The organism is Halobacillus hunanensis, assembly GCF_900166655.1.
Classification (GTDB): Bacteria; Bacillota; Bacilli; order Bacillales; family Halobacillaceae; genus Halobacillus_A; species Halobacillus_A hunanensis.
The window spans coordinates 456,144-479,037 of record NZ_FVZB01000006.1 but is presented as its reverse complement, the minus strand read 5'-3'; the positions used below and the strand labels follow the sequence as shown (position 1 = coordinate 479,037).

Annotated in this window: 21 protein-coding genes; 20 read left to right on the top strand and 1 reads right to left on the bottom strand. The window is 43.9% G+C overall.

Annotation, left to right across the window (positions count from 1 at the left end):
- Window positions 1-36 precede the first annotated feature (36 nt).
- The 12 genes from B5354_RS08015 to B5354_RS07960 all read left to right on the top strand — a co-directional run bounded on the left by B5354_RS08015 (window position 37) and on the right by B5354_RS07960 (window position 12,356).
- A complete protein-coding gene (locus B5354_RS08015; RefSeq protein ID WP_079527621.1) occupies window positions 37-1,185 on the top strand; it encodes an acyl-CoA dehydrogenase family protein in 1,149 nt (382 codons plus the stop codon).
- Between the two features lie 37 nt (window positions 1,186-1,222).
- On the top strand, window positions 1,223-2,494 hold the full coding sequence (locus B5354_RS08010; RefSeq protein WP_079527619.1) for an MFS transporter: 1,272 nt from the start codon (window positions 1,223-1,225) through the stop codon (window positions 2,492-2,494).
- A 33-nt stretch (window positions 2,495-2,527) separates the two neighbouring features.
- The gene (locus B5354_RS08005; protein ID WP_079527617.1) at window positions 2,528-4,165 is read left to right on the top strand and encodes a long-chain-fatty-acid--CoA ligase; all 1,638 of its coding nucleotides are present in this window, start codon (window positions 2,528-2,530) and stop codon (window positions 4,163-4,165) included.
- Entirely contained in the window at window positions 4,152-5,015 is an 864-nt protein-coding gene (locus B5354_RS08000; protein WP_079527615.1) for a 3-hydroxyacyl-CoA dehydrogenase family protein, read from the top strand. Before B5354_RS08005 ends, B5354_RS08000 begins: the two co-directional genes overlap by 14 nt.
- 21 nt (window positions 5,016-5,036) lie before the next feature.
- Window positions 5,037-5,810, top strand: coding sequence for an electron transfer flavoprotein subunit beta/FixA family protein (locus B5354_RS07995; RefSeq protein ID WP_079527613.1), 774 nt, complete (start codon window positions 5,037-5,039; stop codon window positions 5,808-5,810).
- 18 nt (window positions 5,811-5,828) lie between these two features.
- Entirely contained in the window at window positions 5,829-6,806 is a 978-nt protein-coding gene (locus B5354_RS07990) for an electron transfer flavoprotein subunit alpha/FixB family protein (RefSeq protein WP_079527611.1), read from the top strand.
- A 3-nt stretch (window positions 6,807-6,809) separates the two neighbouring features.
- Complete coding sequence (locus B5354_RS07985) at window positions 6,810-7,100, top strand: 3-hydroxyacyl-CoA dehydrogenase NAD-binding domain-containing protein (RefSeq protein ID WP_079527609.1); 291 nt, start codon at window positions 6,810-6,812, stop codon at window positions 7,098-7,100.
- A gap of 16 nt (window positions 7,101-7,116) precedes the next feature.
- Entirely contained in the window at window positions 7,117-8,265 is a 1,149-nt protein-coding gene (locus tag B5354_RS07980) for an acyl-CoA dehydrogenase family protein (RefSeq protein ID WP_079527607.1), read from the top strand.
- A 19-nt stretch (window positions 8,266-8,284) separates the two neighbouring features.
- Window positions 8,285-9,469: a thiolase family protein gene (locus B5354_RS07975; RefSeq protein ID WP_079527605.1), complete on the top strand. Its 1,185-nt coding sequence runs from the start codon at window positions 8,285-8,287 to the stop codon at window positions 9,467-9,469.
- Between the two features lie 106 nt (window positions 9,470-9,575).
- Entirely contained in the window at window positions 9,576-10,355 is a 780-nt protein-coding gene (locus B5354_RS07970; protein WP_079527603.1) for an enoyl-CoA hydratase/isomerase family protein, read from the top strand.
- A gap of 12 nt (window positions 10,356-10,367) precedes the next feature.
- Complete coding sequence (locus B5354_RS07965) at window positions 10,368-10,817, top strand: PaaI family thioesterase (protein ID WP_079527601.1); 450 nt, start codon at window positions 10,368-10,370, stop codon at window positions 10,815-10,817.
- Window positions 10,818-11,003: 186 nt separating this feature from the next.
- A complete protein-coding gene (locus B5354_RS07960; protein ID WP_079527599.1) occupies window positions 11,004-12,356 on the top strand; it encodes an MFS transporter in 1,353 nt (450 codons plus the stop codon).
- A gap of 146 nt (window positions 12,357-12,502) precedes the next feature.
- Here B5354_RS07960 and B5354_RS07955 read toward each other — a convergent pair whose 3' ends face one another.
- Entirely contained in the window at window positions 12,503-12,817 is a 315-nt protein-coding gene (locus B5354_RS07955) for a DUF3870 domain-containing protein (RefSeq protein WP_079527597.1), read from the bottom strand.
- A gap of 337 nt (window positions 12,818-13,154) precedes the next feature.
- Between B5354_RS07955 and B5354_RS07950 the strand changes: the two genes are divergently transcribed.
- The 8 genes from B5354_RS07950 (at window position 13,155) to B5354_RS07915 (ending at window position 22,839) form a co-directional block, all read left to right on the top strand.
- On the top strand, window positions 13,155-13,463 hold the full coding sequence (locus B5354_RS07950) for a PTS sugar transporter subunit IIB (protein ID WP_079527595.1): 309 nt from the start codon (window positions 13,155-13,157) through the stop codon (window positions 13,461-13,463).
- 22 nt (window positions 13,464-13,485) lie between these two features.
- Window positions 13,486-14,784 carry a PTS cellobiose transporter subunit IIC gene (gene celB, locus B5354_RS07945; protein ID WP_079527593.1) on the top strand — a complete coding sequence of 433 codons (1,299 nt, stop codon included), beginning with the start codon at window positions 13,486-13,488 and terminating at the stop codon, window positions 14,782-14,784.
- Between the two features lie 30 nt (window positions 14,785-14,814).
- Entirely contained in the window at window positions 14,815-15,138 is a 324-nt protein-coding gene (locus B5354_RS07940; RefSeq protein ID WP_079527591.1) for a PTS sugar transporter subunit IIA, read from the top strand.
- Between the two features lie 15 nt (window positions 15,139-15,153).
- Entirely contained in the window at window positions 15,154-16,542 is a 1,389-nt protein-coding gene (locus B5354_RS07935) for a glycoside hydrolase family 1 protein (protein WP_079527589.1), read from the top strand.
- 28 nt (window positions 16,543-16,570) lie between these two features.
- Window positions 16,571-17,902: a 6-phospho-beta-glucosidase gene (locus B5354_RS07930; RefSeq protein WP_079527587.1), complete on the top strand. Its 1,332-nt coding sequence runs from the start codon at window positions 16,571-16,573 to the stop codon at window positions 17,900-17,902.
- 315 nt (window positions 17,903-18,217) lie between these two features.
- A complete protein-coding gene (locus tag B5354_RS07925) occupies window positions 18,218-20,158 on the top strand; it encodes a BglG family transcription antiterminator (RefSeq protein ID WP_079527585.1) in 1,941 nt (646 codons plus the stop codon).
- A gap of 105 nt (window positions 20,159-20,263) precedes the next feature.
- Complete coding sequence (locus B5354_RS07920) at window positions 20,264-21,253, top strand: LacI family DNA-binding transcriptional regulator (protein WP_079527583.1); 990 nt, start codon at window positions 20,264-20,266, stop codon at window positions 21,251-21,253.
- A 182-nt stretch (window positions 21,254-21,435) separates the two neighbouring features.
- Entirely contained in the window at window positions 21,436-22,839 is a 1,404-nt protein-coding gene (locus tag B5354_RS07915) for a sucrose-specific PTS transporter subunit IIBC (protein WP_079527581.1), read from the top strand.
- Window positions 22,840-22,894 lie beyond the last annotated feature (55 nt).

Here is a 22,894-nt window from a genome sequence, read left to right as displayed (position 1 = left end):
TAATTTATGAACATAAAAAAGGAAGGGTGTTATGACATGACAGTAGCTGTCACGGATGAATTGCAAGCCATGAAAACGATGGTTAAAAATTTTGTTGAAAATGAAGTCGAACCATATGCTCAAAGAATCGAGGATGAAGATGCGATTCCCCAGCATTTGGTGGATCAGGCGAAGGAGCTAGGCCTTTTCGGCATGAGTATCCCTGAAGAATATGGGGGCATTGGCCTGAATGCTGTCGGTAAAGCGGTTGTGTTGGAGCAGCTGGGCCGGACCCATAATGGATTTGTTTCACTCATCAGTGCCCACACCGGTATTGGAAGTACTGGCTTAGTCAAGCTAGCTTCTGAACCATTAAAACAGAAATATCTCCCGGACATGGCGGCAGGTAAGAAAATCGCGGCCTTTGCACTGTCGGAACCGGGGGCAGGCTCAGATGCGACTAACTTATCTACCCAGGCGGAGAAAAAAGGAGATCAATGGGTGTTGAATGGGACGAAGCACTTTATTACGAATGCACCTGTCGCTGATGTATTTACGGTGTTTGCCTTAACGGATAAGGAAAAGGGTGCGAAAGGCGGAATTACAGCCTTTTTAATCGAAAAAGACTTTCCAGGCCTGATTGTTGGCAAAAAGGATAAGAAAATGGGGCTGCGAGGGTCTTATACGGCCCAGGTGATTTTTGATAATTGTATCGTACCGGAGGAAAACGTGATCGGCGAAGTAGGCATGGGCTATATGAATGCACTGCGTATTCTCGGAGAAGGACGGATTGGATTAGCCGCCAGGGCAGTGGGCTCGTGTGACAAACTGATTGAACTTTCGGCAAGCTATGCGAAAGAACGTGTGCAGTTTGGTAAACCGATTGCTGATAATCAGGCGATTCAATGGATGCTGGCCGACATGGCAACGGAGACAGAAGCGGCCCGGACTTTGACAATGATGGCAGCTGAGAAAGTCGATGACGGAAAAAAAGTGATTAAAGAAGCCTCCATGGCAAAACTGTTTGCTTCAGAAGTATTCAACAAAGTGGCGGATAAAGCCGTCCAGATTCATGGCGGGATTGGATACATAGGCGAATATCCTGTCGAGCGTTTTTACCGTGATGCACGAATTACTAAAATTTATGAGGGAACGAACGAGATTCAGCGATTAATCATTGCCAGACGAATTCTTGATGAAAATTAATCACCAGCTAAAATCCATGTAGAAAAGAGGGATTCACATGCGTTGGGTTGTTCTCGTTCTTTTATTTTTTGGGGCAATCATAAACTTTGCGGATAAATCGATCATTGGTCTTGCAGCTGTGCCGATTATGGAAGATTTGGATCTGTCCTATGCAGAATGGGGTCTTGTCGGTAGTGCTTATTACTGGCTGTATCCAGTAACCGGAATTATTGGTGCTGCTTACGCTGACAAATTTGGCGCCAAGAAAGTACTGGGAATCATTATGCTGACCTGGGCTGTATTACAGTTTGGGGTTTTAGCGGTTACCGCCCTGCCGCTGCTCGTTATCTATCGGATTCTTCTTGGAGCTTTCGAAGGTCCGTACAGCCCGATCGCCTATAGTCATGCAGATAGGTGGTTTCCACCCAAACTTCGTGGTTTCGCGAACTCTGTAATCGTTTCGGGTGGGACAGTGGGAGCCATGATTATTGCTCCTTTGCTCGTGGCGATGATCACGATGCTCGGATGGAAAGTGGCCTTCGCCTGTTTAGGAGCAGTAAGTGTTGTCTGGGCCATTGCTTTTCAGTTTTTGACAAAGGAAAATCCTGTGAAAGCCTATGAAAAAGCGAAGGAGAAAAAGAAACGAAAGCTTGAAAAAATCAGATTCAAAGATTTTGGCAAATTACTCGTTTCACCGGCAGCCCTGTTTACGACGTTAGCTTATTTCTCCACATATATACTGGTCGTATGGATTGCCGTCTGGCTTCCGGTATATCTCATTGAAGTTGTAGGGATGTCTCAAGGGCAAATGGGGATTGGCGTAATGGTAATTGGGATCGCCTCTGTGTTAATTTACATGAGCGTTTCCACCCTATCAGATCGTTTATTTAAAAAGAATCAAAACTGGCGAGTGTCACGTGTTTATATCGTGGGGGCAGCCATGATCATTGGTGCTTTGTTTCTGTCATCGATTATTATTTTTCCGAACCCCGTGTGGGCCGTCGTCGCCATGTGTTTGGCTAAAGGCTTAACGTACGCGATCTTACCGATTGGACCAACGATTATGATTAATGAACTGCCTGAGAGAGGCGGTTTAATGACGAGTATTTTAACTTCGTCAGGCAATATTGCCGGTATTCTGGCTCCGATGGTTACCGGGCTTATTATTAAGCTGTCAGGCTCGGACAAAATCTTTGGCTATAACCTTTCAGTACTATTTATGGCGGGCCTTGTTTTCCTTTTTGCCGTGCTATTTATTACCTTAGTGAAACCAACTGTACGGCAGCATCAGGATACCGCGACAGAGTCTCAGTCGGCAGAAAGCCTGTAACTGATCATCATCTAACGTTAGGAGGAAACCTACATGCAAGGAATTACAAGCCGTCCCTGGAAAAAGTACCATGCAGGACAGCCGGATCAATCGCAGTTTCCACAAGCTTCTCTTTATGCGATTCTAACGGAGTCAGCTGAGAAGTATGCCGATCAGACGGCCGTTACCTGGAATGAACAGACCATTACTTACCGTGAATTGAAGCAGCGAACGGATAAGCTGGCTGGCAGCTGGGGGAAGATGAATTTTGAAAAAGGTGAACGGATTGGATTAATGGTGGGAAACCATCCCGATTACATCGTTTCCTACTATGCAGCTCACGCACTAGGGCTAATCGTCGTTCAACTGAATCCTTCCTATACGCAAAGGGAGTTGCTTCAAATTTTAACCGATGCGGATGTTTCCTATATTGTAGCGGGGGCTCGATCCGTGGACAAAATTAAGGAAATGGACAAGATTATGTCATTTAAGGCAATGATGGTGTCGGGAATGGACTCAGAGCTGCCAGAAGGCTTCTTAAAGCTCGAGGATATCATTCAATCCGGCACGAAGCTTGCTTCTCCTGCTTCAGTCGATCTCAAAGAGGATGTTGCAGTGATTCAGTATACCGGTGGAACAACTGGGAAAGTGAAAGGCGCGATGCTGACACAGTATAACTTAACGACAAACGTGTATCAGAGTTATCTCATGTACAAACAGCGAGCAGAGCTGGGGAAGGAAGTTGTTCTGGCAGCTACCCCGCTGTATCATGTCTACGCGATGACAAGTGCTATGAATCTTGGAATCTATATGGGCGCGAACATTTTATTGATCCCTAAATTTGATGTCGGTCAGGTTATGGGATTGATTAAGAAATACCAGCCGACATTTTTTCCAGGCGTTCCGAAAATGTATATATCGTTTGTAAATTATCCTGAGGCCGATACCTATGGACTCGATTGTTTTAAAGTGTGTTCTTCAGGATCAGCTCCTTTGCCGGTGGAAGTGCTCAAAAAATTTGAATCGATCTCCGGAGTTAAGATTCTAGAAGGGTTTGGCATGTCGGAAACATCGCCAACCACTCATCGCACGCCGCTCAGTGGTGATATCAAAGTAGGCAGCATTGGTATCCCTGTACCTGAAACGGATTGCTGCATTGTCGATGAGGACCAGCAAGTACTCGGCACGAATTCAGTCGGCGAGCTGCTCGTGAAAGGTCCGCAAATCATGAAAGGGTACTGGAATAATCAAGCTGAAACACGCCATGCGCTGCAGGATGGCTGGCTGTATACTGGGGACCTCGCCATGATGGATGAGGATGGCTATTTCTATATTGTCGGCCGGAAAAAAGAAATGATTATTAACGGCGGCTTTAATATTTATCCGCAAGAAATTGAAAGCGTTTTATATGAACACCCGGATGTGAAGGAATCGGCGGTCGTTGGAATTCCGGACCAGGAAAAAGGTGAAGTGGTTAAGGCCTACCTCGTTGCCAAAGATGGCCACACCCTTGATCTCGAGGAGATAAAAGGGCATTGTTACCGCAATCTAACCCGCTACAAAGTTCCGAAGCATTTTGAAGTCATGGAGGAATTGCCGAGAAATACAGTCGGAAAGCTGTTAAAACGCACACTCATTCAAGAAGAAAAGCGGAAACAGGCAGAGGAGGAATCCAACCATGGAAATGCATAATATCAAAGAGGTTGCTGTAATTGGTGCCGGGGCAATGGGCTCGCAAATTGCTATGGTCTGCGCGCTCCATGGCCATCGCGTCATCTTAAATGATATTGCCGAAGAGAGTCTGACCCAAGCGAAAGATTCGTTGCAGGGACATATGAACCGTCGTATTCAGAAAGGCAAGCTGACAGAACAGCAAGTTGAAGAAGCTTTTGACCATCTAACGTTTGACGTCAACTTAGCAGCTGTAAAGGATGCGGACATTGTCATCGAAGCGGTGGTTGAGAAACTTGATGTGAAGAGAGAGTTGTTTGCAACGCTTGATGACATTACCTCAGACCATACGATTCTAGCAACGAACAGCTCCACCATTGTCAGTTCGAAAATAGCTGATGCCACTAGAAACCCGGATAAAGTTTGCAATGTGCACTTTTTCAATCCACCGCTAGTAATGGAGCTGGTCGAAGTAGTTCAGGGGCCGCATACATCTGAGGAAACGGCTCAAACAGCTTATGCGTTTGTTGAACAAATAGGGAAAGTTCCTGTGCTGCTGAAAAAAGAGATTTCTGGATTTATCGCCAATCGGATCCTCGGGAAATTAATGGATGAAGCGGTGTTCTTGTTAGAAAACGGCTATGCCACGCATGAAGAGATCGATACAGTCTGTACGAAGGCACTGAACCATCCAATCGGTCCGTTTGCTCTGATGGATTTAACAGGAATTGATGTGAACTATTTCGTAAGGATGCAGCGTTATCAGGAGTCTGGTGACGAAGCAGATCAGCCTGCCAAGCTCATTCAGGAGAAAGTGGAAAAAGGTGAGCTGGGCCGAAAAACAGGAAAAGGATTCTATCAATATAGCTAAATTTTGAGAGGGGGAACGACCATGAATTTATTTGTGGTGATGAAGCGGACGTTTGATACCGAGGAAAAGATCGTCATTGACGATGGCAGAGTTGCCGAGGAGAGTGCAGAGTTCATCATTAATCCTTATGATGAATATGCCGTTGAGGAAGCTGTTCAACTAAAAGAGCAGCATGGCGGTGAAGTTACAGTCGTCACGATTGGAGATGAAGAAGCCGAGAAGGAGCTGCGCACGGCCTTAGCTATGGGAGCAGATAAAGCCGTTTTAATTAACACAGAGGAAGACCTAGAAGACGGTGACGCCTATACGACAGCAAAGGCTCTGGCGGAGTTTTTCAAAGATAAAGAAGCGGATCTTATTTTAGCTGGAAACGTTGCGATTGATGAAGGTTCCGGTCAAGTCGGGCCAAGACTGGCAGAATTCCTGGACATACCGGCGATCACGACGATTACCAATTTAGAAGTAGATGGATCACAGGTGCTAATTGAAAGGGATGTAGAGGGTGACATTGAAAAAATTGAAGCGACCCTCCCATTGCTTGTGACAGCCCAGCAAGGTCTCAACGAACCCCGTTATCCTTCACTTCCAGGTATTATGAAGGCCAAAAAGAAGCCGCTTGAAGAGCTTGAGCTCGATGATTTAGATCTTGACGGAGAAGAGATAGAAGCCAAAACAAAGACGGTTGAAGTTTTCCTTCCTCCCGAGAAAGAAGCGGGGAGAGTGCTGGAAGGAGAAATCGGCGCACAAGTTCAAGAATTGGTTTCCTTGTTACAAAAAGAAGCAAAAGTCATTTAACAAAAGGGGTGTACACAAATGAGTAAAAAAGTGTTGGTACTAGGTGAAATCAATGAAGGAAGCCTGCGGAATGCCTCATTCGAAACGATTGCAGCAGCCAAAACGATTGCAGAAAATGGTGAAATTGTAGCGATACTGGCGGGGAAAGCGGTGCGGAGTCTTGCACAGGAGATGATCCACTATGGAGCAGATCGCGTAGTAACCGTCGAACATGAGAACCTTAGCCACTATACTTCGGACGGTTATACCCAGGCCATAACCGATGTCATCGAAGCAGAGCAGCCAGAAGGCCTTGTTTTTGCCCATACAGCCTTAGGAAAAGAACTTGCGCCAAGACTTGCCAGTAAGCTTGAGACGGGGCTCATCTCTGATGTGACTTCCATAGAAAAACAAGGTGATGACGTTCAGTTCACTAGGCCGATCTATTCTGGGAAAGCATTTGAAAAGAAAGTAATTACAGATGGGGTGATCTTTGCCACGATTCGGCCGAATAACATTGCCCCGCTGGAAAAGGATGAAACACGAACAGGTGAAGTTACATCGCTTGATGTTGAGATTAAAGATCTGCGAACAAAGATTAAGGAACTGATTCGCAACACAACAGACGGTGTAGATTTATCAGAGGCAAAAGTAATTATCGCAGGCGGCCGAGGTGTGAAAAGTGAGGAAGGCTTTGAACCGCTTCACGAGCTCGCCGACGTATTAGGCGGCGCTGTCGGTGCCTCCCGCGGGGCATGCGATGCCGGCTATTGTGACTATGCTTTGCAAATTGGTCAAACAGGAAAGGTAGTTACCCCGGATCTGTATATTGCCTGCGGGATCTCCGGTGCCATACAGCACTTAGCCGGGATGTCGAATTCGAAAACGATTGTAGCGATTAACAAAGATCCCGAAGCTAATATCTTTAACGTAGCCGATTACGGAATCGTCGGTGATTTGTTCGATGTCATTCCATTGCTCACACAAGAATTAAAAGCACTGAAAGTCGGTGTGTAAGCAGTGATTCAAAATGTAAGTGTAATTGGGGCGGGCACAATGGGCAGAGGTATCGCCTTTGCCTGTGCCTTCGCCAATCTTTCTGTCGTTGTGCAGGATATTTCAGAACAAGGGATAAAGAATTGTAAGCAGTACATCGCACAGCAATTCGCTAAAAGCGTCCAAAAAGGAAAGCTAACGGAGGAACAAGCCGCGCAGCGACAAGAATCTGTGCACTATTCCTTAAGCATAGAGGACGTTAAGGCCGGGCGCTTAGGCAAGAAAACAGGGAAAGGTTTTTATACCTATACATGAAGTCGGGGGGAGAACAATGGATTTTAACTTAGGAGAAGAGATTGAATTTCTAAAGAAAAATGTTCGTGATTTTGTCCAAACAGAAGTAGAAGCTGTGGCCATGGACATTGAAAAAGAAAACCACATTCCTGATCGAATAATCGAGATGTCCAAAGAAATGGGCTTGTTTGGCCTTAGTATCCCTGAAGAGTACGGCGGGTTAGGGATAGGGATGGTTGGAAAGTGTGCGCTTTATGAAGAAATCGGTGCTACTCATAATGGCTACACTACACTAATCGGTGCCCATACTGGCATCGGAACTGTGGGCATAGTTGAACTTGGCAACGAAGAACAAAAGCAAAAATACTTACCGAAGTTGGCTAGCGGAGAATCGATTGGTGCCTTTGCCCTTACTGAACCAAGTGCCGGCTCGAATGCGACAAACTTAAAAACGACAGCAGTTAAACAGGGCGATCGCTATATTTTAAACGGGACGAAACATTATATTACCAATGCCACAGAAGCTGATGTTTTTACGGTTATGGCGGTGACAGATGCCAGTAAAGGTGCGAAGGGTATTACGTCTTTTATCGTGGAAAAAGATTTTCCAGGCTTTCAAGTCGGAGCGATTGAACCGAAGATGGGGCTGCACGGCTCCCATTCAGCTGAAATCATTATGGAAGATTGTGAGGTTCCCGTTGAAAACGTTCTAGGCGAAGAAGGCCAAGGTTACGTGAACGCGCTGAAAATTTTAGCCAATGGCCGGGCTGGATTAGCTGCTAGGAACTTAGGATCGTGTCAAAAGCTGCTTGATTTATCGATGGAGTATGTTCAGGAACGTGAACAGTTTGGCGTGCCAATTATCGAACATCAAGCTGTCGCTCACATGGTCTCCGAAATGGCTGTGGAGATTGAAGCACTCCGGTCATTTACGTACCGAATCGCCTGGATGGTTGATGAAGGTCAGAAAGTCATTAAAGAAGCGGCGATGCTGAAGTTATATGGCTCGGAAGTCTATAATCGTGTGGCTGATAAAGCCGTGCAGGTCCATGGAGGAATCGGCTACATCTCAGATTTTCCAATTGAACGCTTTTTCCGAGATGCAAGGATTACTAGGATTTATGAAGGCACATCGGAAATTCAAAAGAATATAATTTCCGGTCAGTTGAAGAAAGAATATAGCTAGTCTATAAGGAGGGAAATACATGAAAGATGATATTGTCATTGTGAGTGCTGTACGAACGCCGATTGGCCGCTACGGAGGTTCCTTAAAATCCTTATCATCCGGCCATTTAGCGGCTTTTGCCATAGAGGAATCGATAAAGCGCGCAGGCATCACACCTGAACAAGTTGATGAAGCGATTATGGGGGAAGTACGGCAGACGACTGAGTCCTCAAACGTGGCAAGAGTCGCTGCGTTACGGTCGGGAATACCGGAATCTGCGACCGCTTATACGATTAATCGATTGTGTGCTTCAGGGATGCAAGCCGTCGCTTCAGCTGTTCAGCAAATCACATTTGATCAGGCGGATATTGTAGTGGCCGGCGGCGTGGAAAGTATGAGCCGTTCCCCTATTTATCTAAGAAACTCGCGATTCGGCGGGGATCAAACGAAGTTAGTGGATTCTAATCTAGAAGCGGGCCAGCAGCCACAGGAGATCTATGGAGAGACCCTGGGGATGGGCATCACTGCTGAAAATGTCGCGGAAAAGTACTCGGTTTCCAGGGAAGATCAGGATGCGTTTGCCATCGAAAGCCAGCAGCGGGCTTCACAGGCGATTGAGGCAGGAAGGTTTCAAGACGAAATTGCTCCTGTTGAGGTAAAGGAAAATAAGAAAACATTTTTAGTCGATACAGATGAGCATCCTCGTCCCCAAACTACTTTGGAAAAGTTATCAGGATTGCGACCAGCCTTTAAAGAGGACGGAACGGTAACAGCCGGGAACGCCTGCGGCAGAAATGATGGCGCGACAGCGTTAGTCATTATGAGAGAGACGAGAGCTAAAGAATTAGGACTGAGTCCGATGGCACGGATTGTTGACTGGGCGACGTCCGGTGTTTCTCCGGAAATTATGGGAGTCGGCCCTGTTCCCGCAGTAAAAAAGCTGCTGGAAAAGACAGCAAAGCAAGTTGAGGATATTGGGCTCGTTGAGTTGAATGAAGCTTTTGCTTCTCAAGCGCTTGCCGTCATTCGCGAACTCGCCTTAGATCCAGCTAAGGTTAACGTCAATGGAGGAGCCATCGCGCTCGGTCATCCCGTCGGCGCAAGCGGGGCCAGAATTCTCACGACCCTTTTACATCAAATGAAGAGGCGAAAGGAACCACTTGGGGTCGCCACTTTATGTGCAGGCGGAGGTCAAGGCATGGCGATGATGGTCGAGCTGGTTTAATCCTATATCGGTTGAGGCGTAACGCCGGAATAATGGATGTAACCGCCGGAATACGAACACTGAACGCCGGATTATACCTCTAAACTTCGAAGAAAGGAATGAAAACATGACATTTCAACAGATTGAATTAACAACAGAGAATCAGCTTGCCTACATTACGATTAATCGCCCAGACGTGCGTAACGCTTTGAATAAAGAAACGTTAGATGAAATGATGCAAGCATTGGAGACGCTTGCCGAAGACGAGGAAGTCGGAGCAGTTGTTTTTACCGGAAAAGGAGACAAATCCTTCGCTGCAGGAGCAGATATCAGCCAGTTGACAGAAAAAACGGCGGCTGACGCTCTATCGGCTAAAGGAATGCAACACGTATATGATGTGATCGAAAGCTATGAGAAGCCAACGATTGCAATGATCAACGGCTATGCGCTTGGCGGCGGATGTGAATTAGCCATGGCTTGCGATATTCGGGTCGCCTCTACCAAGGCTAAATTAGGTCTCCCAGAGTTAAATCTATCGATTATTCCGGGAGCAGGCGGTACGCAGCGGCTTGCCAGACTCGTAGGAAAAGGAAAAGCCCTTGAAATGATTTTGACAGGGAAAATTATTGATGCGCAGGAAGCCGTTCAGTTTGGCTTAGTGGCAGAGGCCGTCGAACCTGACGAACTTGCTGCTAAAGTGGAGGAGATTGCTGCGAAGATTCTAGCTAAAGGCCCTTTAGCGGTAAAATTAGCGAAACTTTCTGTGCACATGGGTACGGAAACCGATATGAAGACAGGTTTAATGCTTGAAAAACTGTCGCAGGCGATTCTATTTAATTCTGACGATAAAAATGAAGGCACGCGTGCTTTTCTTGAGAAGCGGAAAGCTGATTTTCAAGGGAAATAGGAGGAGGTTGTATTGACGCGAACTATTAATGAAGTCCGTGAAAGCTTTGAAACCAGTCCGTTTTTCTCACACATAGGCTTTGAGATTATTGAGTTTGAACCAGGCAACGTCCTGCTTAAGCTCCCGATCACGGAAGAATTAATGAATGCGAATGGTACGCTGCACGGCGGGGTGCATGCGACAATGCTTGACTTAATATTAGGCATGACGATCCGCTCGACAACGAAAACACGCTGCTCGACGATTAATCTTAACATCAATTACTTAGCACCGAGTTCAACAGGTGATGTGACGGCGCGAGGCAGGATTTTGCAGCAAGGGTATCGGACCGTAATCGCAGAAGGTGAAATGTATGATCAGGAAGGGAACATGCTGGCAAAAGGGATCGGCACGTTTAAGTTAATTCGGTCGGAACCTGACTCCGGGGAATGTAAACGTGCTGAATCAAGTCAGTTGATGTAAAATAAAGTATATTTCTAATTAGCTTTATAAAAAAGGACGTGCCTGGCGCGTCCTTTTTTTGTGAGCGCCAAAGCTTAGAGAGTACTGATAAAAACTGAGAAAGGCCTCCCCGCTGAGCTAGTTTCTTTTTAGAACAGCTTGTTTATCATATGATTAAACTACTAATAAAGTATTCAGGTGATAGGAATGACCAAATTTTCTGGAAGACCATGGCTTCTGATCGTAACAATCGGTCTCGGAACCTTACTTAATCCGTTAAACTCGTCGATGATTTCTGTAGCCGTTACGCGATTGCAGCATGAGTTTGAGTTGACTTTTGCCGATGCCTCCTGGTTAATATCGATTTTTTATATCGCGAGTGCCGCTGCTCAACCCGTAATGGGGAAGCTTAGTGATATGTTCGGTCCCAAACGGTTATTTTTATCCGGACTCGTACTTGTTGCGGTCACATCTCTGCTGGCGCCTTTTTCCCCTAATTTTCAATGGTTATTGGTTTATCGGGCGTTGCAGGCCATTGGCAGTTCGACCTTATTTCCCAGTGGAATGTCCATGATTCGAACAAGCATTACGAAGGGGCAGGGAAAAGCGTTAGCAGCTCTATCTGTGTTTGCCTCGACATCCGCTGCATTTGGCCCATCGATTGCCGGCTTTTTAATAGACTCGTGGGACTGGCCAGCCATTTTTATAATTAATTTACCATTTATCATTCTCTCTTTTGTTCTAGCCCTCTTTGTCCTACCTGAAAAAGGACAAGGGAAGGTAGAGTTAAGCAGGATTGATTTTATTGGAATGGGGTTATTTACGACAGGGACAGTATGCTTGATTTTATTTCTTCTCTCCCTGACAAATGAAGTAAAGTGGTGGGCCCTCCCCGTTGCGTTCGCAGCTTTCGCAGTTTTTTATTTTTATGAAAAAAGGCAGCAGGAACCGTTTATAGATCTCTTATCGCTCAAAAGTAACGTCCCGGTAACATGGATTTATATTCAATTTATGACGATCAACCTTATCTATTATTGTTACTTTTTTGGGCTGCCGACGTTTTTGCAGCAAGTTCGTCATTATAGTGGAAAAGAGACGGGGGTAATTATGCTGGCTATGGCGGGAGTCGGAGTCTTAGTTTCCCCGCTTGCCGGACGCTGGATTGATCAAAGTGGTTCTAAACCTCCATTATTATCGGGAGCCGTGACCTTGTTCTTAGGTACAGCACTTTTGTTAACTTTGCACGAAACGTCCCAGCTCTGGTGGCTGCTCATCATTATGGCTATACTAGGGGTGAGTAATGGATTTAATAAAATTTCCATGCAAACCGCCCTTTATGATCATGTAACGCCAGAAGAAACCGGCTCAGCATCCGGACTCTTCCAAACGAGCCGATACTTTGGCTCGATTTTATCGACCTGTCTGCTCGGAATTGTCTTTACCGGCCACATGGATATTCAGCATTTACACAACATGGCTGTGGTTTGTCTGATCTTTTGTTTGGTCGTATTTATCTTAGCTGTTCGTCATCCTAAGAAAAGACAGTCTATGTCTGTATAAATCTCAGGGAAACACATCATAAAAAAGGGAGCACAGATGATAATGTGCTCCCTTACCTTGTAGAGAACCCCCTGGTTTTTCTACAAGCTTTTTTGTGTAAAGTGCGGGTGAACACTACTCAATTTTTCCTCACAGGATGGTTAACCCTAAGATTTTTCGGTATGTAACTGATATTGTTTATAAGAATCTTTTAACGCTGCCTCTAAAGCATTGCCGGCCTTCCCTAAGTACCCTTCATGAAGGCGGGCGAGGGGGCCCTCTATTCCATCTTTTAAACTGTACCCCTTTAACAAAGTTTTAATAAAATCGCGTCCATGATCTGTTGCTAACGTACAAGAGGCATCGATAATAACACCGTATTTTTGATCTACTTCCAGTGTCAGCGTCAACGATTCTGAAATATGGTTCGCCGCGATACCCGTGGGCAACTTTGAGTGTCCTGCTACAAATAGGGTGTTCATGTGCTAAATCCTCCCACCTATAAAATTTTGTCTACTTCTATCATACCAGACAGTCAGCTTCCAGGAATGATTATTTTTTACTCCTAAAAGAATTGGGTCCGGGGCACCTTCATCCATTATTCCGATTGGGTTAAATGTTGAAAAGAGATCCAGTGATCGATTTTAAAAGGAGACCTTTTCTATGCGGCCAGTTTGACGATGTTAAACTCTTCTTTATTACATAAGTTTTTTGAATCAATCATTTCCGCTTTGCAACGGAAAAAGTCTAGGTGTAAATGTAAGCGCTTTTAAAATAGAATTGATATATTAGCACAGATACTTTAAGGAGGCACAAACAATGAAGAGAATATTACTAGCTTGTTCGGCAGGGATGTCGACTAGTCTACTTGTTACAAAAATGAAAGAGGCTGCTGAAGAAAAAGGAATGGATTGCGAAATTTGGGCTGTGGCACAGGATAAAGCTCCAAAGGATATGAAACAGGCGGATGTTTTGTTAATTGGACCACAAATGAAATTTATGAAGAAGAAATTTGAGAAAACAGCGGCCGAGGTCGGAATACCGGTTGATGTCATTGACCCGATGTCTTACGGAAGAGTGGATGGCAAAGCTGTGCTGGAAAAAGCTCTTGAACTAATAGAATTATAACTTTTTAAGGGGGATGGGTACAGTGAACAAATTCATGGATGTTTTAGAAAATATATTGATGCCTGTAGCGGATAAATTGAATAATAACCGGTATTTAACCTCATTGAGAGACGGTTTTATGATCGCATTGCCATTAATTATTTTTGGTTCCATTTTTGTGGTTATTGCAAACCTGCCATTTCTCGACATGTTAATTGGTGAGGAGGCTTATGCTGAATATCAAGCAGCATTGGCTCCTGCTTCAGCGGGTACGCTTTCGATCATGGCTACTTTTGTGATTGTCGGAATTGGTTACAAATTGACAGAGTACTATGAGGGAGAAGCGATCTACGGCGGGGTGACAGCCCTAGCTGCCTTTCTCATCTTAACTCCTCAAGTTTTGGGTGATGTAACTGGCGTTATAGCTACGGAGAATCTGGGTGCAAAAGGGATGTTTTTAGGTATTTTCACAGCTTTTACAGCTGCGGAGTTATATCGTTTTTTCGTAGCGAAAGACTGGACCATTAAAATGCCACAGGGAGTCCCGGGTGCTGTGTCCCGCTCATTTAGCGCATTACTTCCGATAACTTTTACATTGTCTATCTTTTTAATGGTACGCATAATTTTTAGCTACACGCCGTTTGGAGATGTGCAAAACTTTATTTATACCGTTGTTCAAGCCCCTCTAACAGCGCTTGGAAGCGGACTTCCGGCTACTATCGCCGCCGTTTTACTTATTCAAATCTTCTGGTTCTTTGGGTTGCACGGGCAAATTATCGTCAACTCTGTCATGGATCCAGTCTGGTATTCGCTTGCTACAGAAAACCTTGCAGCATTCCAAGCAGGGGAAGAGGTTCCTCACATCGTAAGCAAACAATTTATTGAGTCCTTCGTTGTAGGAATGGGTGGTTCAGGAATGACGTTAGCTGTCATCCTGGGAATCTTTTTAATCGGAAAAAGCAGGCAAATGAAGGAAATTGGTAAGCTCGGAGCTCCAGCTGGTATTTTCAATGTAAATGAACCGATTATTTTTGGACTGCCTATTATTATGAATCCAATTGTTCTCCTTCCCTGGTTAGTGGCTCCAGTTGTAGTAACGGTGATCACGTATATGTCTATGGCTTCAGGTTTAGTTCCGCCTCCAACAGGGGTTATCGTACCATGGACCACCCCAACGATCTTAAACGGAGCAATCGCCACCAATTCTTGGCAAGGTGGAGTTCTGCAGGCGTTCAATATCGTTATTGTATTCTTAATTTGGTGGCCGTTCTTGAAGATCTTGGATAATCAGTACTATGAGTCTGAAAGAGATGATGAAGAATCAACTAATCAAAGTGCCTAACTATACTGAACCTCAGGAGTGAGCATGGTAATGGAAAATAAAACAGAAAACAAAGATATCACGGAAATTTCCTTTCAAATTATTCTTTATGCAGGAAATGGTAAAGCCAATGCGATGGAAGCCATTCAGCAAGCGAAAGCAGGGAATTTTGAGGAAGCGGACCGTTTAATAGAAGAAGCCGGAGAAGAACTGGTCAAATCACATCAGTACCAAACAAAGCTACTACAAAAAGAGGCCAGTGGAGAGGAGAACCCTATCAATGTGTTATTGGTTCATTCTCAGGACCACTTGATGACCTCGATGACCGTTCGTGACCTGGCTGTAGAAATTATCGAAATCTATAAGAATAAGTAATGGGAGGAATCTTGTATGTCTGTAGAGTATAAATTTCCTGAAGGCTTTTGGTGGGGAAGTGCAACGTCCGCTACCCAAATCGAAGGAGCTGCTAATGAAGGGGGAAAGGGGCGGAATATATGGGACTACTGGTATTCCAAAGAGCCTAATCGCTTTTTTGGAGGGGTAGGACCGGAAGCAACCTCTGATTTCTATCACTCCTATCAAGATGATATTAAAAGAATGAAAGATATTGGCCATAATTCGTTTCGATTATCGATTTCCTGGTCCAGACTGATCTTGGGAGGCCGAGGTGAGATTAATCAGGAAGCTGTAAAATTTTATAACGATGTCATTAATGAATTAATAGCTCATGATATCGAACCATTTGTTAATCTCTTTCATTTTGATATGCCGCTAGAAATGCAAGAAATTGGCGGCTGGGAAAATAGACAGGTTGTCGATTTATTTGTTGACTATGCCGATGTCTGCTTCGATCTATTTGGAGATCGTGTTCATAAATGGTTTACCTTCAACGAACCAATTGTCCCGGTAGAGGGCGGCTATCTTTATGATTTTCATTATCCTAACGTCGTTGATGCGAAACGTGCCATTCAAGTCGGTTACAATACTATGATCGCCAGTGCTAAAGCTATCGAGAAATTTAGGTCACATCACTTTGCTGAAAGTCAAATTGGGATCATCTTGAATCTGACCCCTTCTTATCCAAGAAGTCAAAATCCAGCTGATTTAAAAGCATCGCAAATAGCCGATCTATTTTTTAATAGAAGTTTTCTGGATCCGTCCGTACTAGGCAAGTATCCCCGAGAGTTCATTCAATTGCTAGAAGAACATGGACAGCTTCCGCAAATAGAAGAAGGTGATAGCGACTTAATTTCAGCTAATACAGTTGATTTGCTGGGCGTAAACTATTACCAGCCCCGAAGAGTGAAAGCAAAAGATCATCTGCCCAACCCTTATAGTCCATTTATGCCTGATTGGTTTTTTGATAACTATGAGATGCCAGGGAGAAAGATGAACAAATACCGTGGATGGGAGATCTATGAGAAAGGGATTTACGACATTATGATCAACCTTAAAGAGAATTACGGAAACATCGAGTCGTTTATCTCCGAAAATGGGATGGGTGTTCAAGATGAAGAGCGGTTTATGAAAGATGGCAGGATTGAAGATGATTACCGAATTGATTTTATAACGGGCCATTTAAAATGGCTTCATCAGGCTATAGAAGAAGGTTGTAACGCCAAAGGCTATCATCTATGGTCCTTTATGGACAACTGGTCATGGATGAACGCATACAAGAATCGTTACGGATTCTTTTCAGTAGATTTGGAAACTAAAGAGCGGAAGCCGAAGAAGAGTGCTTATTTTATGAAACGTATTGCTGAACAGAACGGTTTTTAAATTAACATGTTAGAGGTGGGGTGAAAGAATGGAAGGGATTAAGGTTGTTACCATTGGTGGTGGCTCCAGCTATACACCTGAATTAGTCGAAGGCTTTATTAATAGATATGAAGAATTGCCAATCCGTGAACTTTGGCTGGTAGATATCCCTGAAGGAAAAGAAAAATTGGAAACGGTGGGGGCATTAGCTAAGCGAATGGTTGAAAAGGCCGGGGTACCTATCAAAATTCATTTGTCCTATAATCGTGAAGAAGCCTTGGAGCAAGCAGATTTTGTGACCACTCAAATCCGCGTCGGACTGTTAGAAGCCAGGGCATTAGATGAACGCATTCCCCTAAAGTACAACGTAATCGGACAAGAAACAAACGGGCCGGGCGGTTTATTTAAAGGGCTGCGCACGATACCAGTTATCCTTGATATATGCCGAGATATGGAACGATTATGTCCCGACGCATGGCTAATCAATTTCTCCAATCCTGCAGGCATGGTTACGGAAGCGGTTTTACGATACAGCCCTATCACGAAAGCGGTTGGTTTGTGTAATGTCCCAATCGGAATGAGGATGGGTGTTGCGGACATGCTCGAAGTTGATGCGGAGCGCATTTTTATTGATTTTGCCGGGTTAAATCATATGGTGTACGGAACCGATGTTTATTTAGACGGGGAGCAAATAACCGATCAAGTTATAGATAAACTTAGCAGCGGTGCTGGATTAACGATGAAAAACGTTGTTGATTCAGGCTGGGAGCCTGAATTTATTCAAGCTCTCGGAATCCTGCCTTGTCCTTATCATCGTTACTACTATCAAACGAGTAAAATGCTTGAGAGCGAACTTGCCGAGATGAATGAGACTGGTACACGCGCAGCAGTTGTGAAGCAATTAGAGCATGATCTGTTTGAACTGTATAAAGACCGTGAATTAGCAACTAAGCCTCCACAACTGGAGGAGCGTGGCGGGGCTTATTATAGCGATGCTGCTTGTAGTTTAATTAGCTCCATCTATAATGATAAAGGTGACATTCAGCCTGTAAATACGAGAAATAATGGGACCATTAAAGGTGTACCAGATGATTCCGCAGTAGAGGTGAACTGCGTCATTACGAAAAACGGTCCTAAACCCATTCATGTCGGAGAACTGCCTGTCGCAGTAAGAGGGCTTGTGCAACAAATTAAGTCGTTTGAGAGAGTAGCTGCAGAAGCGGCTGTCACAGGAGATTATAACCAGGCTTTACTGGCAATGACCATCAATCCGCTTGTCCCATCTGATTCAATAGCTAAACAACTGATAGATGATTTGTTAGAAGCTCATCAAGTCTATCTGCCTCAGTTCAATCATCCCGCATCAGTTGAAAAAGGATAATGAATTGATTGCCTGAAGATAGAGGCTGGGACAAAAGTGTTTTTATCAGATGAAAATCCGAACTAAGTAGAAATTATGATTTGTGCATTTAAACCGCTGCGAAAATATACTTCGCTTTCCGCGGGCGGCTGTTGAGTCTCCTTGTGCTAGCGCACTGCGGGGTCTCACCTAGGCCTTTCCTCCCGCAGGAGTCTCCGTATATTTTCTCCGCTTCAACTGCATATCGTTCGTCTTTTTACTTAAGTAATTAGTTATGTCCCAGTCCCTTTTTGGTACCAGACGATATGACTGAATTTGGAAGTGAGAGGGTGCAACATGCTAAACTCCCGAATGACCATTTTATTACGTGAGCTCATGGCTGCGGATACAGCTTTAACGAGTCAGTATTTGGCCAGTATTACAGATGTATCATCCCGCACAGCCAGAGAGGATATTAAACAATTAGAGGATTTGATTGAAGGAGCCCATATAGAGTCAATCAGGGCTAAGGGGTATAAGCTTACTATACATGATAATCAAAGCTTTCGTAACTACATAAAAAGGGCCTATCAAGAGAAGCAGTTAGATGATGCTGTTATCCCAAACTCTCCTGAAGAAAGAGTACGCTACTTAATTAAGCGCCTCTTGTTAGAGGACAGCTATGTGAAGTTAGAAGATATATGCGAGGAAATGCATATAAGCAAATCGACCATTCAAAATGACCTAAAGCACGTAAAACAAATCTTGAAAAAGTACGAGATTGTAATGGATAAGCGTCCTAACTATGGTCTGAAAGTAAAAGGAAGTGAATTTAAGCTGCGCTTTTGTATGTCAGAATACGTTTTTGAGAGGGATAAGAAAGTAAAAGCTCCCAAACGAATTTTACTGGATCAACTTCCTTTCTTAACAGAAGCTCAACTATCAAAGATATGGACGATAATCATCGAAGAAATTAAAGAAAACGACATTACTCCATCGGATATTGCCATAAATAACTTATTTATTCATCTTGCGATCGCCTGCAAGAGAATTAAATCAGGGAATCATGTTTCTATATATAAAATTAATCTAGATGAAATTCTCAACCAAAGGGAATATGCCGTGGCAGATCGGATTGTCACAAAAGTAGAGGAATGTCTTCAACTCACTTTCCCTCATGAAGAAGTGGCTTATATTGCCATTCATCTCATGGGGACAAAGACGATTTCCCAGACGAATTTGCAGGAAGAAGAAATCAGAGAGGTACTTGATGATGACATTTATCAGGTGACGTTATCGATCTTGAATAGGATTGAGGAAAAATTTGATCTTAATATCCGTAATGATCGCGAATTAATTGTAGGATTAGCTCTCCACTTGAAACCGTCTATTAATAGGTTTAAGTATGGGATGAATATACGCAACCCTATGATTGATGATATAAAGTTCAATTATCCGTTAGTTTTTGAAGCAGGCATCGTAGCAGGCATCGTTCTTGAAGAGGAGATGGGAGTATCGATAGATGAAAACGAAATTGGCTATCTAGCTCTTCATATCGGTGCTGCGATCGAGCGGGGAAAAATGAGACAAGGGCCTAAACGCTGTTTGGTTGTTTGTGCTTCAGGCTACGGCAGTGCACAATTATTAAAATACAAACTGCAGTCCGAATTCGATTCCAAATTAGAAGTAGCTGCTACAACGGAATATTATAAACTTCAGCAATGTTCACTTGCCGACATTGATTTTATTGTAAGTTCGATTCCTATTCCAGATCTGCTGCCTATTCCAGCCATTGAGGTGAACACCATCTTAGCGGAAAAAGACCTTGAGAAGATTGAAACGATGGTGTTTAAAAACTCCACAAGATTGTTTGATTACGTGAAAGAAAATCTTATATTTCTTGAGCAGTCTTTTTCAACTAAAGAAGAAGTTCTAACCTTTACATGTAAGGAGTTGGAGCATAAGGGTCTGGTGGGTCACCGCTTTCTGGAATCAGTAGAGGAAAGAGAGGCTGTTGCACCTACATCATTTGGAAATTTAGTTGCGATTCCACATCCGATCACACCTCAATCGAATCAAACTTTTCTAAGCTTTTGTACACTTAAGAAACCTATTCAATGGGGAGATAAGCGTGTACAATTCATTTGCTTGCTGTCTGTAAAAAAAGGGAGTACAGAAGATCTTCAATCCATGTACGAAATGCTGGGGGAAATTATTGATGATGTATCGTTAGTACAAGAGTTAATCAAAAGCAAATCTCGATATGATTTTGCCCAATTACTCGTTTCAAAATCATGATGAGTGTGACCTATTCGCTTTTAGTGTTACTGCCAGACTTGGTTAGACATCCCATTCCTTTTCCCATAAAATAGTTGTAGAGATGAAAATGATGGAGGATCAAGTATGACTACAATAAATGACATCGCAAAAATGGCTAACGTATCACGCACGACAGTTTCCCGAGTGCTGAATAATAGCGGATACGCAAGTGAAGACGTGAGAAAGAGAATACTTAGAATTGTGGAAGAAACAGGATATGTGCCAAGTGTTTCAGCGAAGTCGTTGCGGACGAAAAAGTCCGGGGTCATCGGAGTGATTCTTCCTAAAATCAGTACAGAAACGGCAAGTCGTGTTGTAGGTGGAATAAATGAAGTATTATCCAGGGAAAACTTTCAAATTCTACTGACGGATACAGAGCTCGATAAGGAAAAAGAAATTGAATACGTACGCTTGTTAAAGAGCAGGCAGGTAGACGGGATAATATTGCTTTCGACGAATGTGAATGATCGCTTAATTCAAGCTATCAGTGAAACCAATTTGCCGTTTATTTCGCTTGGACAGGAACTGCCCGGTTTTCCTTCCGTCGTCTATGATGACTACAATGCTGCCGTAGATATGACTAATATGATAATTCAAAAGGGCTACCAGCGTATTGCCTTCATCGGGGTCGGTGAAGATGATCCGGCTGTCGGCGGATTGAGGAAACAAGCTTATGTCGATGCACTTGAGGAGAACGGGTTTTCTGTGGAGGAGCGTTTGATGGCGGTTGGTGACTTTAGTATTGAATCAGGTTATGAAGGCATGAAAGCCATCCTTAAGGAGTGCGGGAGGGATGTGCCTGATGCTGTATTTGTCGTAACGGACAGGATGGCAATTGGGGCGATGGAATATTTAAAAGAACAGGGGTACAGCATTCCAGGAGACGTTGCTGTTGCTGGGATTGGAGCTTCTGCTTTATCAAAGTATGTGACGCCATCGTTAACTACGGTCGAATATCATAACAAAGAGGCGGGAAGAAAAGCTGCGGGGAGTCTGCTGGCGCAAATGAAAAACCAACAAATAGAAGATAAAATTGTGCAAAACTATAGACTGATTCGCAGAGATAGTGTATAGTACTAGATAAAGTTCATGTGTAATCGATTACACATGAATTATTTTAAATCAGATGTAAACGCTTCAGTTTATTTTTTGCCTAATGTGTAATCGATTCCCTATTTTATCAACTTCATACAAGAATTTTTTATTTTATTCAATATGTAATCGATTACACATATAATAAAAAAGGAGGATCTATCATGGCTAGTAATTCAGAAATTGCTAAGCAGGTTATTGAGTCAGTCGGTGGAGAGGACAACATTCAATCGATTGCCCACTGTGCTACACGGCTGCGGATCATGGTGCATGACCGCGAACAAGTTAACGTGGAAGCTGTTGAGGAGATCGATAAAGTGAAGGGCGCCTTTTACAACTCTGGACAGTATCAAATTATTTTTGGCACAGGGACAGTAAATCGGATTTATGAAGAAGTCACAAACCAAGGAGTCACTGGGACATCAAAATCGGAGATGAAAGAGGAAACGGCGAAGCAGGGAAACGCTTTTCAACGAGCCATTCGTACGTTTGGGGATGTGTTTGTCCCGATTATTCCAGTACTCGTAGCCACGGGTTTATTCATGGGGCTTCGCGGTCTGCTCACGCAAGAAGCGGTATTATCTTTGTTTGGTTTGGCGCCTGAAGACATTTCGGAAAACTTCCTTCTGTTTACACAGGTATTAACAGATACAGCCTTTGTTTTCTTGCCAGCTCTCGTGGCTTGGTCCACATTCAGAGTGTTCGGTGGGACACCAATTATAGGACTGGTTCTTGGGCTTATGCTTGTATCCCCGTCATTACCGAATGCCTGGGCAGTAGCAGGCGGAACAGCTGAACCGATTTATTTTCTAGGATTTATTCCTGTCATTGGTTATCAAGGATCAGTTTTACCAGCGTTTTTTGCCGGAATTGTAGGGTCTAAATTTGAAAGATGGTGTCGGAAGCGGGTGCCAGAAGCTCTTGATCTGATCGTAACGCCATTTCTCGTGCTGCTTGTGATGATTGTGCTGTCCCTTATGGTTCTTGGCCCAATCTTACACTTAGTAGAGAATTGGATTTTCTCAGGAACACTTGCCCTGTTAGGTCTTCCATTTGGATTAAGCGGCCTCATTATTGGGTTCTTTAACCAAGTGATTGTAATTACGGGTGTTCATCATATTTTCAACTTTCTGGAAATACAACTGCTTGAGAATTTAGGATACAACCCGTTTAATCCTATTGTTACAGGGGCTATTGCAGCCCAAGGTGGAGCAGCCTTAGCTGTCGGTGTGAAAACGCAGTCTAACAAGCTAAAGGCTTTAGCTTTCCCTTCATCCATCTCTGCCTTTCTTGGTATTACAGAGCCAGCGATCTTTGGTGTTAACTTACGTTATGGAAAGCCATTTATAATGGGGCTGATCGGTGGAGGTATCAGCGGGTTCTTAGCTGCTATTCTAGAATTGAAGGCAACAGGGATGGCGATTACCGTTATTCCGGGAACACTGCTTTACTTGAACGAGCAAATATTCTACTACGTGCTTGTTAATATTGTAGCAATTGCCGTTTCCTTTGTCTTAACGTACCTGTTCGGGTTTAGTGATAAAGAACATAAGATCAGCGAGAAGTAGTGTGATTATAGTGAAAAAGGACCTGGTAGCGTCTACTGGGTCTTCTTTTTCCATG

Coding starts and splice junctions, on each gene's coding strand:
- B5354_RS08015 (WP_079527621.1), top strand. CDS start 37: ATGACAGTAGCTGTCACGGATGAATTGCAAGCCATGAAAACGATGGTT.
- B5354_RS08010 (WP_079527619.1), top strand. CDS start 1,223: ATGCGTTGGGTTGTTCTCGTTCTTTTATTTTTTGGGGCAATCATAAAC.
- B5354_RS08005 (WP_079527617.1), top strand. CDS start 2,528: ATGCAAGGAATTACAAGCCGTCCCTGGAAAAAGTACCATGCAGGACAG.
- B5354_RS08000 (WP_079527615.1), top strand. CDS start 4,152: ATGGAAATGCATAATATCAAAGAGGTTGCTGTAATTGGTGCCGGGGCA.
- B5354_RS07995 (WP_079527613.1), top strand. CDS start 5,037: ATGAATTTATTTGTGGTGATGAAGCGGACGTTTGATACCGAGGAAAAG.
- B5354_RS07990 (WP_079527611.1), top strand. CDS start 5,829: ATGAGTAAAAAAGTGTTGGTACTAGGTGAAATCAATGAAGGAAGCCTG.
- B5354_RS07980 (WP_079527607.1), top strand. CDS start 7,117: ATGGATTTTAACTTAGGAGAAGAGATTGAATTTCTAAAGAAAAATGTT.
- B5354_RS07975 (WP_079527605.1), top strand. CDS start 8,285: ATGAAAGATGATATTGTCATTGTGAGTGCTGTACGAACGCCGATTGGC.
- B5354_RS07970 (WP_079527603.1), top strand. CDS start 9,576: ATGACATTTCAACAGATTGAATTAACAACAGAGAATCAGCTTGCCTAC.
- B5354_RS07960 (WP_079527599.1), top strand. CDS start 11,004: ATGACCAAATTTTCTGGAAGACCATGGCTTCTGATCGTAACAATCGGT.
- B5354_RS07955 (WP_079527597.1), bottom strand. CDS start 12,817: ATGAACACCCTATTTGTAGCAGGACACTCAAAGTTGCCCACGGGTATC.
- B5354_RS07950 (WP_079527595.1), top strand. CDS start 13,155: ATGAAGAGAATATTACTAGCTTGTTCGGCAGGGATGTCGACTAGTCTA.
- B5354_RS07940 (WP_079527591.1), top strand. CDS start 14,815: ATGGAAAATAAAACAGAAAACAAAGATATCACGGAAATTTCCTTTCAA.
- B5354_RS07935 (WP_079527589.1), top strand. CDS start 15,154: ATGTCTGTAGAGTATAAATTTCCTGAAGGCTTTTGGTGGGGAAGTGCA.
- B5354_RS07930 (WP_079527587.1), top strand. CDS start 16,571: ATGGAAGGGATTAAGGTTGTTACCATTGGTGGTGGCTCCAGCTATACA.
- B5354_RS07925 (WP_079527585.1), top strand. CDS start 18,218: ATGCTAAACTCCCGAATGACCATTTTATTACGTGAGCTCATGGCTGCG.
- B5354_RS07920 (WP_079527583.1), top strand. CDS start 20,264: ATGACTACAATAAATGACATCGCAAAAATGGCTAACGTATCACGCACG.
- B5354_RS07915 (WP_079527581.1), top strand. CDS start 21,436: ATGGCTAGTAATTCAGAAATTGCTAAGCAGGTTATTGAGTCAGTCGGT.